16 protein-coding genes are annotated in these 14098 nt (G+C 67.8%); 10 read left to right on the forward strand and 6 right to left on the reverse strand.

Annotation, left to right across the window (positions count from 1 at the left end):
- The first annotated feature begins 43 nt into the window (after window positions 1–43).
- The 6 genes from FNH24_RS24725 to FNH24_RS24750 all read left to right on the forward strand — a co-directional run bounded on the left by FNH24_RS24725 (window position 44) and on the right by FNH24_RS24750 (window position 5433).
- Window positions 44–1798: an acetolactate synthase large subunit gene (locus tag FNH24_RS24725; RefSeq protein ID WP_152364883.1), complete on the forward strand. Its 1755-nt coding sequence runs from the start codon at window positions 44–46 to the stop codon at window positions 1796–1798.
- On the forward strand, window positions 1795–2328 hold the full coding sequence (ilvN, locus tag FNH24_RS24730; protein WP_152364884.1) for an acetolactate synthase small subunit: 534 nt from the start codon (window positions 1795–1797) through the stop codon (window positions 2326–2328). Before FNH24_RS24725 ends, ilvN begins: the two co-directional genes overlap by 4 nt.
- Before the next feature lie 58 nt (window positions 2329–2386).
- On the forward strand, window positions 2387–3406 hold the full coding sequence (gene ilvC / locus FNH24_RS24735) for a ketol-acid reductoisomerase (protein WP_152365071.1): 1020 nt from the start codon (window positions 2387–2389) through the stop codon (window positions 3404–3406).
- A 170-nt stretch (window positions 3407–3576) separates the two neighbouring features.
- Entirely contained in the window at window positions 3577–4329 is a 753-nt protein-coding gene (locus FNH24_RS24740) for a DUF4097 family beta strand repeat-containing protein (protein ID WP_152364885.1), read from the forward strand.
- 60 nt (window positions 4330–4389) lie between these two features.
- Window positions 4390–4791, forward strand: a complete 402-nt coding sequence (locus tag FNH24_RS24745; RefSeq protein WP_152364886.1) for a DoxX family protein — start codon at window positions 4390–4392, stop codon at window positions 4789–4791.
- Between the two features lie 69 nt (window positions 4792–4860).
- Window positions 4861–5433 carry a GNAT family N-acetyltransferase gene (locus FNH24_RS24750; protein WP_217428488.1) on the forward strand — a complete coding sequence of 191 codons (573 nt, stop codon included), beginning with the start codon at window positions 4861–4863 and terminating at the stop codon, window positions 5431–5433.
- Here FNH24_RS24750 and FNH24_RS24755 read toward each other — a convergent pair.
- The 3 genes from FNH24_RS24755 to FNH24_RS24765 all read right to left on the reverse strand — a co-directional run bounded on the left by FNH24_RS24755 (window position 5424) and on the right by FNH24_RS24765 (window position 8249).
- Window positions 5424–5789 (reverse strand): hypothetical protein, encoded by a 366-nt coding sequence (locus FNH24_RS24755; protein ID WP_152364887.1) that lies wholly within the window; start codon window positions 5787–5789, stop codon window positions 5424–5426. The two genes, FNH24_RS24750 and FNH24_RS24755, sit on opposite strands and share 10 nt — an antisense overlap.
- Window positions 5790–5896: 107 nt before the next feature.
- On the reverse strand, window positions 5897–6352 hold the full coding sequence (locus FNH24_RS24760) for a hypothetical protein (protein ID WP_152364888.1): 456 nt from the start codon (window positions 6350–6352) through the stop codon (window positions 5897–5899).
- A gap of 31 nt (window positions 6353–6383) precedes the next feature.
- Complete coding sequence (locus tag FNH24_RS24765) at window positions 6384–8249, reverse strand: PrsW family glutamic-type intramembrane protease (RefSeq protein WP_161606299.1); 1866 nt, start codon at window positions 8247–8249, stop codon at window positions 6384–6386.
- 94 nt (window positions 8250–8343) lie between these two features.
- Between FNH24_RS24765 and FNH24_RS24770 the strand changes: the two genes are divergently transcribed.
- Together FNH24_RS24770 and FNH24_RS24775 are read left to right on the forward strand one after the other, a co-directional pair.
- Complete coding sequence (locus FNH24_RS24770) at window positions 8344–9234, forward strand: sigma-70 family RNA polymerase sigma factor (protein ID WP_217428490.1); 891 nt, start codon at window positions 8344–8346, stop codon at window positions 9232–9234.
- 42 nt (window positions 9235–9276) lie between these two features.
- Window positions 9277–10029: an SDR family oxidoreductase gene (locus tag FNH24_RS24775; protein ID WP_152364890.1), complete on the forward strand. Its 753-nt coding sequence runs from the start codon at window positions 9277–9279 to the stop codon at window positions 10027–10029.
- 11 nt (window positions 10030–10040) lie between these two features.
- Here FNH24_RS24775 and FNH24_RS24780 read toward each other — a convergent pair whose 3' ends face one another.
- Together FNH24_RS24780 and FNH24_RS24785 are read right to left on the reverse strand one after the other, a co-directional pair.
- The gene (locus tag FNH24_RS24780; RefSeq protein ID WP_152364891.1) at window positions 10041–10580 is read right to left on the reverse strand and encodes a hypothetical protein; all 540 of its coding nucleotides are present in this window, start codon (window positions 10578–10580) and stop codon (window positions 10041–10043) included.
- Between the two features lie 69 nt (window positions 10581–10649).
- A complete protein-coding gene (locus FNH24_RS24785; protein ID WP_152364892.1) occupies window positions 10650–11213 on the reverse strand; it encodes an O-methyltransferase in 564 nt (187 codons plus the stop codon).
- 137 nt (window positions 11214–11350) lie between these two features.
- Here FNH24_RS24785 and FNH24_RS24790 point away from each other — a divergent pair, with 137 nt between their 5' ends.
- On the forward strand, window positions 11351–11530 hold the full coding sequence (locus FNH24_RS24790; RefSeq protein ID WP_152364893.1) for a hypothetical protein: 180 nt from the start codon (window positions 11351–11353) through the stop codon (window positions 11528–11530).
- A gap of 301 nt (window positions 11531–11831) precedes the next feature.
- On the opposite strand, the gene FNH24_RS24795 is transcribed toward FNH24_RS24790, so the two are convergent.
- Complete coding sequence (locus FNH24_RS24795) at window positions 11832–12893, reverse strand: 3-isopropylmalate dehydrogenase (protein WP_246187053.1); 1062 nt, start codon at window positions 12891–12893, stop codon at window positions 11832–11834.
- A 105-nt stretch (window positions 12894–12998) separates the two neighbouring features.
- Between FNH24_RS24795 and FNH24_RS24800 the strand changes: the two genes are divergently transcribed.
- Window positions 12999–14084, forward strand: a complete 1086-nt coding sequence (locus FNH24_RS24800) for a branched-chain amino acid aminotransferase (RefSeq protein WP_152364895.1) — start codon at window positions 12999–13001, stop codon at window positions 14082–14084.
- Window positions 14085–14098 lie beyond the last annotated feature (14 nt).

The raw sequence follows: 14098 nt of genomic DNA on the forward strand, positions 1-14098 counted from the left end.
GAAACGATCATGAATCGTCTGAACTGCAAGGCAAGGAGTTGTGATGGCTGAGAATGAGGCTGAGGGCACTCAGCTGACCGGAGCGCAGTCACTGGTGCGGTCGCTCGAAGACGTAGGCGCGGACACCGTTTTCGGCATTCCGGGTGGCGCCATCCTTCCGGCGTACGACCCGCTCTACGACTCCAAGTTCGTCCGGCACATCCTGGTCCGGCACGAGCAGGGCGCCGGGCACGCGGCCGAGGGCTACGCCATGGTGACCGGCAAGGCCGGCGTCTGCATGGCCACCTCGGGTCCGGGCGCGACCAACCTGGTCACCCCGATCGCCGACGCGCACATGGACTCGGTGCCGATGGTGGCGATCACCGGCCAGGTCGCCGGCCCGGCGATCGGCACGGATGCCTTCCAGGAAGCCGATATCACCGGCATCACGATGCCGATCACCAAGCACAACTTCCTGGTCCGGAAGCCCTCCGACATCCCCGGCGCGATCGCCTCGGCGTTCCATCTCGCGACGACCGGCCGGCCCGGCCCGGTGCTGGTGGACATCACCAAGGACGCGCTGCAGAGCAAGTCCGAGTACCACATGCCGACCGAGCTCAACCTGCCCGGCTACCGGCCGGTGACCAAGCCGCACGGCAAGCAGGTCAAGGAAGCCGCCAAGTTGATCATGGAGGCCCGGCGCCCGGTGCTCTACGTCGGCGGCGGCACGCTCAAGGCGGGCGCGGCCAAGGAGCTGGCCGCCCTGGTCGAGCTCACCGGGATGCCCGTGGTGACCACGCTGATGGCCCGGGGCATGGTCCCCGACAGTCATCCGCTGAACATGGGCATGCCGGGCATGCACGGCACGGTCGCGGCCGTGGGCGCCTTGCAGCGCAGCGATCTGCTGATCTCGCTCGGTGCCCGGTTCGACGACCGGGTGACGGGGCACCTGCCCTCGTTCGCTCCCGGTGCCAAGATCATCCACGCCGACATCGACCCGGCCGAGATCTCCAAGAACCGGATCGCCGACGTGCCGATCGTCGGCGACTGCAAGGAGGTCATCGCCGAGCTGACCGCGCTGCTGGCCGCGACCGGGGATCCGCTGCGGATCGACGACTGGGTGTCCTGGCTGATCGACATCAAGAAGCGCTATCCCACCGGCTACGACGAGCCGGAGGACGGCAGCCTGTCACCGCAGCACGTGATCCAGCGGATCGGTCAGATCGCCGGTCCGGATGCGTACTACGTGGCCGGCGTCGGCCAGCACCAGATGTGGGCCGCGCACTACCTGCCGTTCGAGAAGCCGGGCCACTGGCTGAACTCCGGTGGTCTCGGCACGATGGGCTACTGCGTGCCGGCGGCGATGGGGGCGAAGGCCGGGCTGCCGGATGCGGTGGTCTGGGGGATCGACGGCGATGGCTGCTTCCAGATGACCAACCAGGAGCTGGTGACCTGTGCCCTGGAAGGGATTCCGGTCAAGATCGCGGTGATCAACAACCAGAGCCTGGGCATGGTGCGGCAGTGGCAGACGCTGTTCTACAACTCGCGCTACTCCAACACCGACCTGAAGACCAACCGGGTGCCGGACTTCCAGAAGCTGGCCGAGGCGATGGGCTGTGTCGGGTTGCGGGCCGAGCAGGCCGGTGACGTCGACGCGGTGATCGACAAGGCGATGTCGATCAACGACGCGCCGGTGGTGGTGGAGTTCGTCGTGCACAAGGACGCCATGGTGTGGCCGATGGTCGCCGCCGGCACCAGCAACGACGACATCAAGGTGGCCCGTGACATGGCCCCGAACTGGGAGGGCGAGGACCTGTGAACACCCACACGCTGAGCGTGCTGGTCGAGAACAAGCCGGGTGTCCTGGCCCGGATCTCCAGCCTGATCTCCCGCCGCGGGTTCAACATCGACTCGCTCGCGGTCGGGCCCACGGAGTTTCCGGAGATGTCGCGGATCACGGTCGTCGTCACCGTCGACGACATGATCCTGGAGCAGCTGACGAAACAGCTCAACAAGCTGATCGAGGTGCTCAAGATCGTCGAGCTGGACGATGCCGTACGCCGCGAGTTGATCTTGGTCAAGGTGAAGGCGCACGCCGACACCCGCGGCCAGATGATCGAGATCGTCGGCCTGTTCGGCGCCAAGGTGGTCGACATCACCGCCGACGCGATGACGATCGAGGCGACCGGCAGCCCGGAGAAGCTGGACGCGCTGCTGAAACTCCTGGAGCCGTACGGGATCCGGGAGCTGGTCCAGTCCGGGCTGGTCGCCGTCGGCCGGGGCAGCCGGTCGATCACCGACCGCACCATCCGGTCCGAGCGGACCAAACCCATACGAGTAGTGTCTTAGCCGATTCCTGGGCACTACGCCCGAACACCTGAGGAGATTGAACAACGTGGCAGCAGAGATGTTTTACGACGACAACGCCGACCTGTCGGTGATCCAGGGACGCAACGTCGCCGTCCTCGGGTTCGGCAGCCAGGGTCATGCGCATGCGTTGTCGCTGCGTGACTCCGGGGTCGACGTCCGCGTCGGCCTGCAGGAGGGCAGCAAGAGCCGGGCCAAGGCCGAGGCGCAGGGCCTCCGGGTCGTCACCCCGTACGAGGCCTGCGAAGAGGCCGATCTGATCATGGTCCTGACCCCGGATCCCTCGCAGCGCAAGGTCTACGCGGAGGCGATCGCGCCCAATCTGGTGCCGGGCGACGCGCTGTTCTTCAGCCACGGCTTCAACATCCGCTACGAGTACATCAAGCCCCCCGAGGGCGTCGACGTGGCCATGGTCGCGCCGAAGGGCCCGGGCCACCTGGTCCGCCGCGAGTACGCCGAGGGCCGGGGCGTCCCGGTCCTGGTCGCGGTCGAGCAGGACGCGACCGGCAAGGCGTGGGACCTCGCGCTCTCGTACGCCAAGGGCATCGGCGGCCTCCGCGCCGGCGGCATCAAGACCACCTTCACCGAGGAGACCGAGACCGACCTGTTCGGTGAGCAGGCCGTCCTCTGTGGTGGCGCCAGCGCGCTGGTCCAGGCCGGCTACGAGACGCTGATCGAGGCCGGCTACCAGCCGGAGGTCGCCTACTTCGAGTGCCTGCACGAGCTGAAGCTGATCGTCGACCTGATGTATGAGGGCGGCATCGCCAAGCAGCGTTGGAGTGTCTCCGACACCGCTGAGTACGGCGACTACGTCTCCGGCCCGCGGGTGATCGACGCCCGGGTCAAGGAGAACATGAAGGCCGTCCTCACCGACGTGCAGAACGGCGCCTTCGCGAAGCGCTTCATCGACGATCAGGATGCCGGCGGCCCCGAGTTCGCCAAGCTGCGCAAGCAGGGCGAGACCCACCCGATCGAAGAGGTCGGGCACAAGCTGCGTGACCTGATGTCCTGGGTGAAGAGCCACGACGACGACTACGTCGAGGGCACGGCCGCGCGCTGATCCACCCGTTCGACCCGCACCGACCCGGGAGACGCCAGGCGACTGGCCGTCTCCCGGGTCGTCTGCGTGACGGCCGGTGGCGGTCCTGGGCCGAGGTGGGGAAAACCCGAGGTCGGAGTCGGTGGGTGGCCTGATTCCGCAGACTGTTGATCTTGCCTAGGTTCTTCGGTATGAACCGCAAACGTGTCGTCATCGTCGTCGTGGCCCTGCTCGCGATCGTCGGGATCAGTGCGGGCTGGTCCACCATCCGGGGGCAGGTCCCGGATCAGAAGAACTTCGATTTCACCGGTCCCGAGTTGACCGTGATCACCAACGACGGCGACGTCGAGGTCGTGCCGGTCGATCGCCAGCAGCGCCAGGTCTCGGTGACCCGCTGGTTCAAGACCAACAAACTGTTCGGCGACGCCGGGCTGGACTGGCGGATGGAGTCGGACCGGACGCTCCGGCTGACCTCACGCTGCCACGGCATGTTCGTCAACTGCGATCTCCGGTATCGGCTGGAGGTCCCGTCCGACACCAAGCTCCGGGTCCGGGCCGAGGACGGCACGGTTCGGGCGACCGGCTACGCCGCCGAGCTGGCCATCGAGACCCGGGACGGCGACATCGAGATCGACGACGCCCGGGGCGTGTTGAGCCTGGCCACCGACGACGGATCGGTCCGGGCGACCGGGCTGAGCTCGCCCCGGGTGACCGCCCGGTCCGAGGACGGTGACGTCGAGCTCGACTTCGGGACCGCGCCGCAGACCGTGGTCGCGCACACCGATGACGGCAAGATCGAGGTGGCCGCGCCGGACGGGCCGTACAAGATCACCACGAAGGTCGACGACGGCTCGGTGGACAGCACCTTGAAGAACGATCCGGCCGCCACCCGGACCATCGATGCCACCGCCGGCGACGGCGACATCGGTCTGCACGTGCGGTGATTCCCGCGGCAACAGCGCTAATCTTTGCGCACGTTCGTAACGGCGCGAGAAGGGTGCATCATGAGGATTGCCGTGTGGATCGTGTCCGGGCTGCTCGCCCTCTACTTCCTGATGGTCGGGTTCGGCAAGGCCCTGCCTCCGATGGAGGCGCTGGAGGCGATGACGAACGGCATTCCGGTGATGGCGCTCAAGATCGCCGGCATCGCCGAGATCATCGGCGCAGTCGGGCTGATCGTGCCGGCGGCGACCAGGATCCTGCCGATCCTGACACCGATCGCCGCCGCGCTGCTCTCGCTGACCATGCTCGCCGCGACGATCGCCAACTTCGCCACCGGCACTCCGGCGATCACCTGGCAGACGATCCTCGCCTGCCTCGGCTCCGCCTTCGTCGCCTGGGCCCGGTACGCCGGCCCGGCCCAGATCACCCCGCGCGCGTCGTCAGCCGGCGCGGCGACCAGCTGATCGGGCCGCTGGGTCTCGACTGTCGGTACGGCAGCGGAGGCCCCGGCGCTGCGTTGAGATGATCATGGTGTGACCGCCACGGAACCGTCATCGATCCGCCTCCGCGCCGCCCGCCCGGAGGATGCCGGACGGGTCGCGGAACTGCACGCCGACAGCTGGCGCCGGCACTACCGCGGCGCGTACGCGGATGCCTATCTGGACGGCGACATCCTGTCCGAGCGGACCGCGGTCTGGACCGAACGGTTCGCGGCACCGGAAGGTACGGCGACGATCCTGGCCGAGGACGGCGGCGAGTTGGCCGGCTTCACCCACACGTTTCTTGATCATGATCCACAGTGGGGCAGCCTGATCGACAACCTGCACGTCCGACATACCCAGCAGCGCTCGGGGATCGGCCGGATCCTCGTCGCCGAGGCCTGCGGGATCATCGCCGAGCGCGCCAGCCGCCCGGCCATGTATCTCTGGGTGCTGGAGCAGAACTCCCGGGCACAGGGCTTCTACCGCGCCATCGGCGGCACCGCCGTCGAACGCGCCCTGGTGCCGCCACCGGGCGGCATTCCCGAGCGACTGAACGGCAACCCCGGCTGCATCAGGTTCTCCTGGCCCGACGGCGTCGTGGCGGACGCACCGCCTCAGGTTTGATCGGCCGGCGAGAGCCGCCAGTTCTTGCCCGGTCCGACCGCGAGCACCTGATTGTCCGGCCGAAGCAGGATCCACTGCTCCGTGCCATCGACCTGAGGGTCGGTGTAGATCTCGAAGGTGATCAACCGGGCATCACCGAAAGTGAAGGTCGTGGACAGGGATGGCTGCTCGAAGATCACCGCGGTCAGGGCACGACCGTCGAGGCTTCCGACAGCGGCGTCGATTCTGTCGTCGGAGTCCTCCTCTCCGGCGCCGAGCTCATCGCCGAACTCGATACGCCAGGAACACCGACAAAGCCGTAGCTGGTACTCACCCCGGTCCGGGGCGTCAGTGGCGGGCGTGCCGAACTCCAGCACGATGCCTTCGCCGGTCCGTCGCGCGCCCCAGACCTCGCGCCCGATCAGGCTGTCGATCGCCGCTTCAGGAGTCGTCGGATCAGTCATTTCACATCTCATCATCGGGCTCAGGGCTGATCTTGCGGTGACACGCGCCAGGACGCGCCGGGGCCGACACTGACGACCTGACGGTCCGGACGAAACAGCATCCACTGCTCGGGATCGTCTGTTGAGGCATCGGTGTAGGTCTCGAAGGTGATCAGACGCGATTCACCGAACTCGAAGGTCGTTGACAGAGACGGCCGAGCGATCTTGATCGCGGTCACAGGGCTTCCGTTCAGCCGAGCGAGGGCTGCCGCGATGCGTTCAGCAGAGTCCTCCGATCCGGCGCCCAGTTCTGAACCGTGTTCAATGCGCCACATACACTGATAGATCCAGAGGTGGTAGGCACCCCGCTCAGGATCGTCGGGTCGGGCTTCGCCGAACTGGAGGTCCAGAAAACTCCCGTGGCCCTGTTCCGCGCCCCAGGTCCTCAATCCGATGATGCCGGCGGCGGCGGACTCCGGAGTTCCGTGGTCGTTCATCTAGTTCCCTCCCCATCCCCATCGGTTCTGATCATCCGAACTCCGAGAGGATCAAGTCGATGATCTCGTCTCTGGTGTATCCCTGCTTGGAGATCATTCGGTGCACCCGTTGCTTCTCGTCCTTGTCGAGTCGGCGTCCGAGCTCGCGCTCGGCAGATTTGATCGCGCTGTCGGCCTGCTTGTTCTGGGCCTGATTATTGCGTGGTGGTTCACCCTTCCGGCCTCCGCCACTGCTGTGCCCGCCCCGCTGCGACGCCGCCATCAGGGCAATGCCACTGAGTCCGAGAATCGCGGCGATCTTGAGGATGCCGGCAACCGCGGCACCGGAGGCCACGGTGCCGCCGCCAGCGACCGCGAGGACCGCGCCGCCGGGCGGGAACATGATGAACAGCCCGGCCAGCGCCATCAGGATGGCGACGACCAGCAGCGCCTCGCCCAACGCTTCGAGGATGTGGAAGGTGTAGATCGCACGGCCGTGCCCGGGAGTGCCAGTCAGGGCGCGCACCACTGCCCCGGACCCGCCGAGCAGGGCGGCGGCGCCGATCGAGATCCGTAGGCCGGTGCGCAGGACGTCTTCGCCCCAACCGCCATGATCACGTTGCCGCAGGCTGATCATCAGCCGCCCCAGTTGCCAGCCGCCGTAGCCGATCGCGAGCACCGTCAGCGTGACCAGGGCGACGAAGATCACCGGTGACCCGAGCAGGTCCTGGACGCCGCTCGTAGCCGGGGTGGCGCCGAGGACGAAGTAGAGGAACAGGGGCACGCCGAGGATCAGCCAGACGATCACCCGCCAGTTGGTGATCAGTTTGGCCAGGTCGATCGTCGGCCGCAGGTCCTTGATCTGCTGGCTGTGCCAGGCCTGCCGGGAGAAAGAGGCGTCGATCAGGGCCGCGATCTCGACCACGGTCGCTTGCAGCGGCGGTGGATCGTCGGGCCGGGCGGCGAGGGCGTAGCGGACCGAACGGCGGGCCAGCGCGAACCGGATTGCGGCCAGTGCCGACAAGGGCGGAGCAAGCGTCGCGTAGCGGAACAGCACCAGGGCCCCGGCCTTGCTGTTCCGCTCCGCTGTGGTGATCAACTGCAGGTTGGCTCGGCGTACGTCCCGGAGAAGGAACAGGTCGATTCCGACTGCGAGCACAAGGCCGACCAGGACCAGGAATGGCAGCACATTCCGCAGCGCTTCGGCGACCGACAGCAGCCACTCCACGAAGCCGTCCTGGACGCTAACGATCGCGTAGTTGTTCACGGCATGGTCGATGCACGCGTACAGCAGCGGCAGGAGTCCAAGCAGCCGCCAGGGACCGCGCATCCGGACCACCAGGCCGAGCCCGAGACCCGCCAACGCCGTCCAGGCCAGATGCAGGTTTACCGATGCTCCGGCCAGGCCGAGGATGTCGGCGGTCCGGACCGGCGGTGGCAGCCAGGTCAACAGAGTCGGGCCGATCCCGGCGAACTGCGGCGGCGAAAGGCTGAGTAGCAGGAACCCACCGGCGTTGTCGCTTATCGCCCGGCTCGCGTCTCCGGCGAACCGCAGCATCGCTTCCATCCAGGCGAAACCGGTGCCGATCGCTGCCCCGACGAGCAGGTAGTCGGTGACGCCCCACTGTTGACGCAACTGGCGGGCCAACCAGGCGATCAAGATCAACGGCAGAACCTTGACCAGTTCCTCGATGAACGGGTCGACGGTGTGTGACGCAGTCCGGATCACGTCGTAGAGCTGATCGCCGGTGATCATCGCGACCATCCGGGTGTAACCGATCTCGCCGATCAGCGCGAGCATGCCGCAGCCGTACGCGCCGGCCATCGCGGCCAGCAGCAGGGTGGTGACCCGGATCGATCGGGTGACCGACCCCAAGGCCGCCAGCTGCAGCACGCCATAGCAGGCGGCGATGATCATCAGCACGACCATGACGCGTACGAGCCTCCGCAACTCGGACCTGAAGGTGCTCCGAGCCTAAACCCGGCCGGTGCCGCCGGGTATTGTCACGACCGTGATCACCGGGACCGAGTCGCCCGCGGAGGCCGAGTATCACCGGCTGCGGCCGCGGTTGTTCGGCATCGCCTACCGGATCCTGGGCAGCGTGGCCGAGGCCGAGGACGTCGTGCAGGACGTCTGGCTGCGCTGGCAGGACTATCCGCACGAGACGGTCGACAATCCCGAGGCGTTCCTGGTCACGATCGCCACCCGGCTCGCGCTCAACGTCGCCGAATCGGCCCGGAAACGGCGCGAGACCTATCCGGGGCCGTGGCTGCCGGAGCCGGTCGACACGAGCTCGGATCCGGCGCTCGGGGCCGAGCGGGCGGCGGTGCTCGAGTCCGCAGTGTTGATGCTGCTGGAGCGGCTGACCCCGGTGGAGCGGGCCGCCTATGTGCTGCGCGAGGCGTTCGACTATCCGTACGACCAGATCGGGTCGATGCTGCAGCAGACGCCGGCCGCGGTCCGCCAGCTGGTCAGCCGGGCCCGCAAGCACCTGGCCGGCCGGTCCCGGGCCCACGTCGTCGGCGCCGAGCAGCGGCGGCTGCTGGACGCGTTCCTGACCGCCGCCCAGGCCGGCGACTTCGACGCCCTGGAGACGATGCTGACCGAGGACGCCAGGTCCTACTCCGATGGCGGCGGCCGGGTGCGCGCGGCCCGCTATCCGCTGGCCGGCGGCGCGCGGATCGCGCGGGTCGTCTGCGCCTTCTCCGACCGGTTCTGGGCCGGGGCGACGATCGAACGGCGATCGTTCAACGGCCAGGACTCCGCGGTCTTGATCAGGGACGGCGTCGTGTACGGGATCCTGACCGTGTCCGGTGGCCCGGACGGGATCGACGAGGTGTGCTGGCAGCTGAACCCCGACAAGTTGTCACAGTTCGACGGGCTGCCCGGTCTGGGGGAGTGACCGGCGAGGATCCTGGCCGGCGAGACGCGCGAGAGGGCAGCAATGGCGAAGATCGTGATCATCGGCGGGACCGGTCTGGTCGGCTCGAAGGTGGTGACCCGGCTCGGCGCGGACGGTCACGAGGCGGTCGCCGCCTCGCCCGGCACCGGGGTCAACACGCTCACCGGAGAGGGCGTGGACGCCGCCCTGGCCGATGCCCAGGTGGTCGTGGACGTGACGAACTCGCCCCCATTCGAGGACCAGGCGGTGCTCGACTTCTTCACCACCTCCACCACCCGGCTGATCGACGCCGCGACCCGGGCCGGGGTCGGTCACTATGTCGCGCTGTCCGTCGTCGGCACCCAGCGACTCACCGACAGCGGCTACTTCCGGGCCAAGATCGAGCAGGAGAAGTTGATCACCGGATCGGGGCTGCCGTACTCGATCGTGCACGCCACCCAGTTCTTCGAGTTCGTCCGCGGCATCGCCGACCGCGGCACGGTCGACCAGACCGTGCGGCTGTCCGGCGCGCTGATCCAGCCGATCGCCGCCGCCGACGTCTCGACCGCCGTCGCGGTGACTGCCGCCGGCGACCCGGTCGACGGCATCCGCGAGGTGGCCGGACCGGAGACGTTCGGCCTTGATCAACTGATCGGCCTGGCGCTGACCGCCGACCGCGATCCGCGCCGGGTGGTGACCGATCCGACCGCACCGTACTTCGACGCTGTACTCGGTGAACGGACGTTGCTGCCCGGGGACGATGCGACGATCTTCGACACGCGGTTCGAGGACTGGCTGGTGGCGAATCCCCGCTAGGGCGCCGACGGTCAGCGCGACTTGGCGCTGATCGTGATCACGCGGATGCCGTCCTTACGGACTCCGGTGCCGACGCTGAAGAGCCGGGTTTGGTTGCGCTCGTCCTTGCCGCCGTACACATCGTCGTTGGTCATCGCGCACAACTGGGTCAGGCCTTCGGTGTCGAGCGGTGAGACGTGGTCGCGGCACGGCCCGAAGGAGCCGTTCAGCGCCTTGAGCGCGGCGGCCGCCGAGGCCTTCGGCACGTGGACCGTGACCTCGAGGTCGTAGTCGTGGGTCGCCGTGTACGTACCCTCGACCACCGTGCTGTCGTCGGGGAGGTCGACCTCGCCGTAGAACTCGACGTCGGCCAGCGACACCTCTTTGCAGGTGTAGCCGCTGAAGTTGTTGGTGCAGACCGAGTCGTTCTCGGAGCGGAAGGAAAACATCGGCACGCCCCAGTAGCCGGCGTAGCGAGTGACCACGTACAGACAGATCATCACGAACGCCGCCATCAACAGGACCCCGCCGATGATTCGTACGACCTTCGGCAACCGCTCGCCCTCAGCCACCCGCACAGCATGCCTGACGGATGGGTGACTTCCAATTCCGGAACGGTCACAAAGTCCGGTCGGGACCGGTCAGCGACGGACCGCGATCAGCACCGAGGTGTCCTCGGCGACCATCACGTCGGCGCAGGCGAACCGCTCGTCGGAGAGCCATTCCTGGCGCAGCGTGTCGATCCGTCCCCCCACGACCGGCGGCCAGGAACTGGTCGGCACGAAGTCGTCCAGCACGATCATGCCGCCCTCACCGAGCAGGTCGATGATCTGTTCCCGCGAGGTGCTCCGGGCACTGCCCGCGTCGATGAAGATCAACGAGAACGGGGCGTGGTCGGCCAGCGAGGTCCAGTCGGCGTGGAAGACGTCGATGTCGTCGTGCTCGAACATCTCCATCACCCCGTGCGCGAGCTCGGGATCGAGCTCGGCGGTGATCACCCGGGTGGCCTTCGGCGCACCGCTGCGCAACCAGGCGGCGCCGACTCCGCAGCCGGTGCCGCATTCGGCCATCGCGCCGGTCCGGGTCGCGGCCAGCGTGGCCAGCAGCCGGCCGGTCTCACTGCGCGACGTCTGCACATAGCCGCGCTCCAAGGACATGCGGAGAGCCCGAATCACCAGCTCGGGCATTTCCGGGGGAGCGCTCATGCCGAACAGTGTGGCATCTTCCGGCGTTCCCCAAGGGGAGTCCAGATTCTGAGAAGCAGGTATCGCATCCTGACGAATAATTAGTCGGGCGTCCTACTATTTTCTGAAACTGCGAGGACAGAGTGAGGTTGTTGATCATGTACGAGATGTACCCGGACGACTGGTCGGCCACGGCACGCACCGGCCGGCGGGTCCTCGGCGAAGGCGACTCCGACGGGCCGCCCCGCCGGCGCCCGCGCAAGGAGCACTCGGTCACCCCGCCGGTGATCCGGCGGCAGCAGCGGCGGGACCAGCAGTCGGTCGATCCTGCCGCCTAGAGTGCATTTTCCGTTCCCTGAGCCTGTCGAACGGCAAGCCTGATACCCCTGTCGGTTCGGCCTATCGGCCGGAAGACGCACCAATGGGCCGACTCCTGGCTTCGCTCCCATTTCTGTGGCTTCGCCCCACCTACAACGGCCGCGAAGCACGAGTAAAGGGCGCGAAGTCGAGTGATCTTGGCGCGTCCGTATGCCGAAAGCCCTGGGAGTGGGCACTTCCTGGTTTGCCCTTCGACAGGCTCAGGGAACGGACATGCACCACCGATCCAAGATCATCGGTGGATCCAGGGAACGAACAAGGTCAAACGGCGGCGGCGATCGCGTCGCCGATCTCCGTCGTGGAGCGCGGCGCGGTCCGGCCCGCGATGTCGGCGATAGCAGCCTTTTCCACCCGTGCGGCCTCCTCGGTCAGGCCGAGATGATCGAGCAGCAACGACACCGAGAGGATCGCGGCGGTCGGGTCGGCGAGGCCCTTACCGGCGATGTCCGGCGCCGAACCGTGCACCGGCTCGAACATCGACGGGAACGCCCCGGACGGATTGATGTTGCCGCTGGCGGCCAGCCCGATGCCACCGGTCACGGCCGCGGCCAGGTCGGTGATGATGTCGCCGAACAGGTTGTCGGTGACGATCACGTCGAACCGGGCCGGATCCTGGACCAGGAAGATCGTTGCGGCGTCGACGTGCAGATAGTCGGTGCTCACCTGCGGATACTCGGCGGCGACCGCCTCGAAGACCCGGCGCCACAGCCCGCCCGCGTTGACCAGCACGTTGTGCTTGTGCACCAGCGTCAGCTTGTTGCGGCGGCGGGTCGCGCGCTCGAACGCGTCCCGAACCACCCGCTCCACCCCGTAGGCGGTGTTGACGCTGACCTCGGTGGCGATCTCCTGCGGCGTGCCGGTGCGGACCACGCCACCGTTGCCGCAGTACAGACCCTCGGTGCCCTCGCGGACGACCACGAAGTCGATCTCCCGGCCGGCGGTGACCGAGTCGGCCAGCGGGGTCGGCACGCCGGGGAACAGCCGGGACGGCCGCAGGTTGACGTAATGATCAAAGGCGAACCGCAGCTTGAGCAGCAGCCCGCGCTCGAGCAGCCCGCTCGGGATGTCCTTGGCGTCGGTCGCGGCGCCGACGGCGCCGAGCAGGATCGCGTCGGCCTGGGCGAGCTCGGCCAGCACCGAGTCCGGCAGCACCTCGCCGGTCCGCTGCCAGGCCGTGGCGCCGAGATCGTACGGCTGCAGGTCGAAGCTGCCCGGCGCGGTGACCGCCTGGAGCACCTTCACCGCCTCCGCGGTGACCTCCGGTCCGATGAAGTCGCCGCCGATGACGGCGATGGTCCTGCTCGATGTCGCGTTCTGGTTCACCGCGGCATCGTAGCGAGATCGGTCCTGGCTGCGGCGACGCATCTCGCAGGGCAGTAACCTCAGATCGACAAGGAGCCTCGGATCGACGAAGGAGACCGCGCACCGATGAGCCTGAGCTTTCCCGTTACCCCGAACCCGACCCCGCGGACCGATGCCGAGCGCGCAACGATCCTGGAGAATCCGGGTTTCGGCACGAACTTCACCGATCACATGGCGGTCGCCACCTGGACCGCCGATCAGGGTTGGGGTGACGCCGGCGTGGTGCCGTACGGGCCGTTCAGCATCGATCCGGCCTCGGCCGTGCTGCACTACGCGCAGGAGATCTTCGAGGGTCTGAAGGCCTATCACCACGCCGACGGTTCGGTCTGGCTGTTCCGGCCCGACCGCAACGCCGCGCGGTTCGCCCGGTCCGCGCACCGGTTGGCGCTGCCCGAGCTGCCGGCCGCGGACTTCATCGGCAGCATCGAGGCGCTGGTCGCCGCCGACCGGCCCTGGGTGCCGACGCGGGAGGAGCAGAGCCTCTACCTGCGCCCGTTCATGTTCGCCTCCGAGGTGTTCCTCGGAGTGCGCCCGTCGGCCAAGGTCACCTATGCCTGCATCGCCAGCCCGGCCGGCGCCTACTTCAGTTCGGGGGTGAAGCCGGTCAAGATCTGGATCACCACCAGCTACAGCCGGTCGGCCCCCGGCGGGACCGGCGCGGCCAAGTGTGGCGGCAACTACGCGGCCAGCCTGATCGCGCAGGCCGAGGCGGCCGAGAACGGCTGCGACCAGGTGCTGTTCGCCGACGCGGCCGAGCACACCTGGCTGGAAGAGCTGGGCGGGATGAACGTCTATCTGGTCACCGCCGATGATCAACTGCTCACTCCGGAGCTGTCCGGCACGATCCTCGAGGGCGTCACCCGGGACTCGATCCTGGTGCTGGCCAAGGAGCACGGGCTGACCCCGGTGGAACGCAAGATCAGCATCGCCGAGGTGCTGGAGGGGGTGCAGTCCGGTGCCGTCCGCGAGGTGTTCGCCTGCGGTACGGCCGCGGTGATGACGCCGATCGCCGAGCTGAAGAACGCCGAGCGGGCTCACCGGGTCGGCAACGGCGAAGCCGGCGAGGTGACCACGGCACTGCGCTCGGCCCTGCTGGACATCCAGTACGGGCGGGTCGAGGACAGCCACGGCTGGCTGCACCGGGTCTCCTGACCCGTGCGTCCCAT

This window comes from Microlunatus speluncae (assembly GCF_009299835.1).
GTDB classification, from domain to species: domain Bacteria; phylum Actinomycetota; class Actinomycetes; order Propionibacteriales; family Propionibacteriaceae; genus Microlunatus; species Microlunatus speluncae.

What these genes read in the sequence shown, in the direction of transcription:
- FNH24_RS24740 (WP_152364885.1), top strand. Translation starts at nt 3,577, where the DNA reads ATGAACCGCAAACGTGTCGTCATCGTCGTCGTGGCCCTGCTCGCGATC.
- FNH24_RS24775 (WP_152364890.1), top strand. Translation starts at nt 9,277, where the DNA reads ATGGCGAAGATCGTGATCATCGGCGGGACCGGTCTGGTCGGCTCGAAG.
- FNH24_RS24800 (WP_152364895.1), top strand. Translation starts at nt 12,999, where the DNA reads ATGAGCCTGAGCTTTCCCGTTACCCCGAACCCGACCCCGCGGACCGAT.
- FNH24_RS24725 (WP_152364883.1), top strand. Translation starts at nt 44, where the DNA reads ATGGCTGAGAATGAGGCTGAGGGCACTCAGCTGACCGGAGCGCAGTCA.
- FNH24_RS24790 (WP_152364893.1), top strand. Translation starts at nt 11,351, where the DNA reads ATGTACGAGATGTACCCGGACGACTGGTCGGCCACGGCACGCACCGGC.
- FNH24_RS24765 (WP_161606299.1), bottom strand. Translation starts at nt 8,249, where the DNA reads ATGATCATCGCCGCCTGCTATGGCGTGCTGCAGCTGGCGGCCTTGGGG.
- ilvC (WP_152365071.1), top strand. Translation starts at nt 2,387, where the DNA reads ATGTTTTACGACGACAACGCCGACCTGTCGGTGATCCAGGGACGCAAC.
- FNH24_RS24760 (WP_152364888.1), bottom strand. Translation starts at nt 6,352, where the DNA reads ATGAACGACCACGGAACTCCGGAGTCCGCCGCCGCCGGCATCATCGGA.
- FNH24_RS24745 (WP_152364886.1), top strand. Translation starts at nt 4,390, where the DNA reads ATGAGGATTGCCGTGTGGATCGTGTCCGGGCTGCTCGCCCTCTACTTC.
- FNH24_RS24785 (WP_152364892.1), bottom strand. Translation starts at nt 11,213, where the DNA reads ATGAGCGCTCCCCCGGAAATGCCCGAGCTGGTGATTCGGGCTCTCCGC.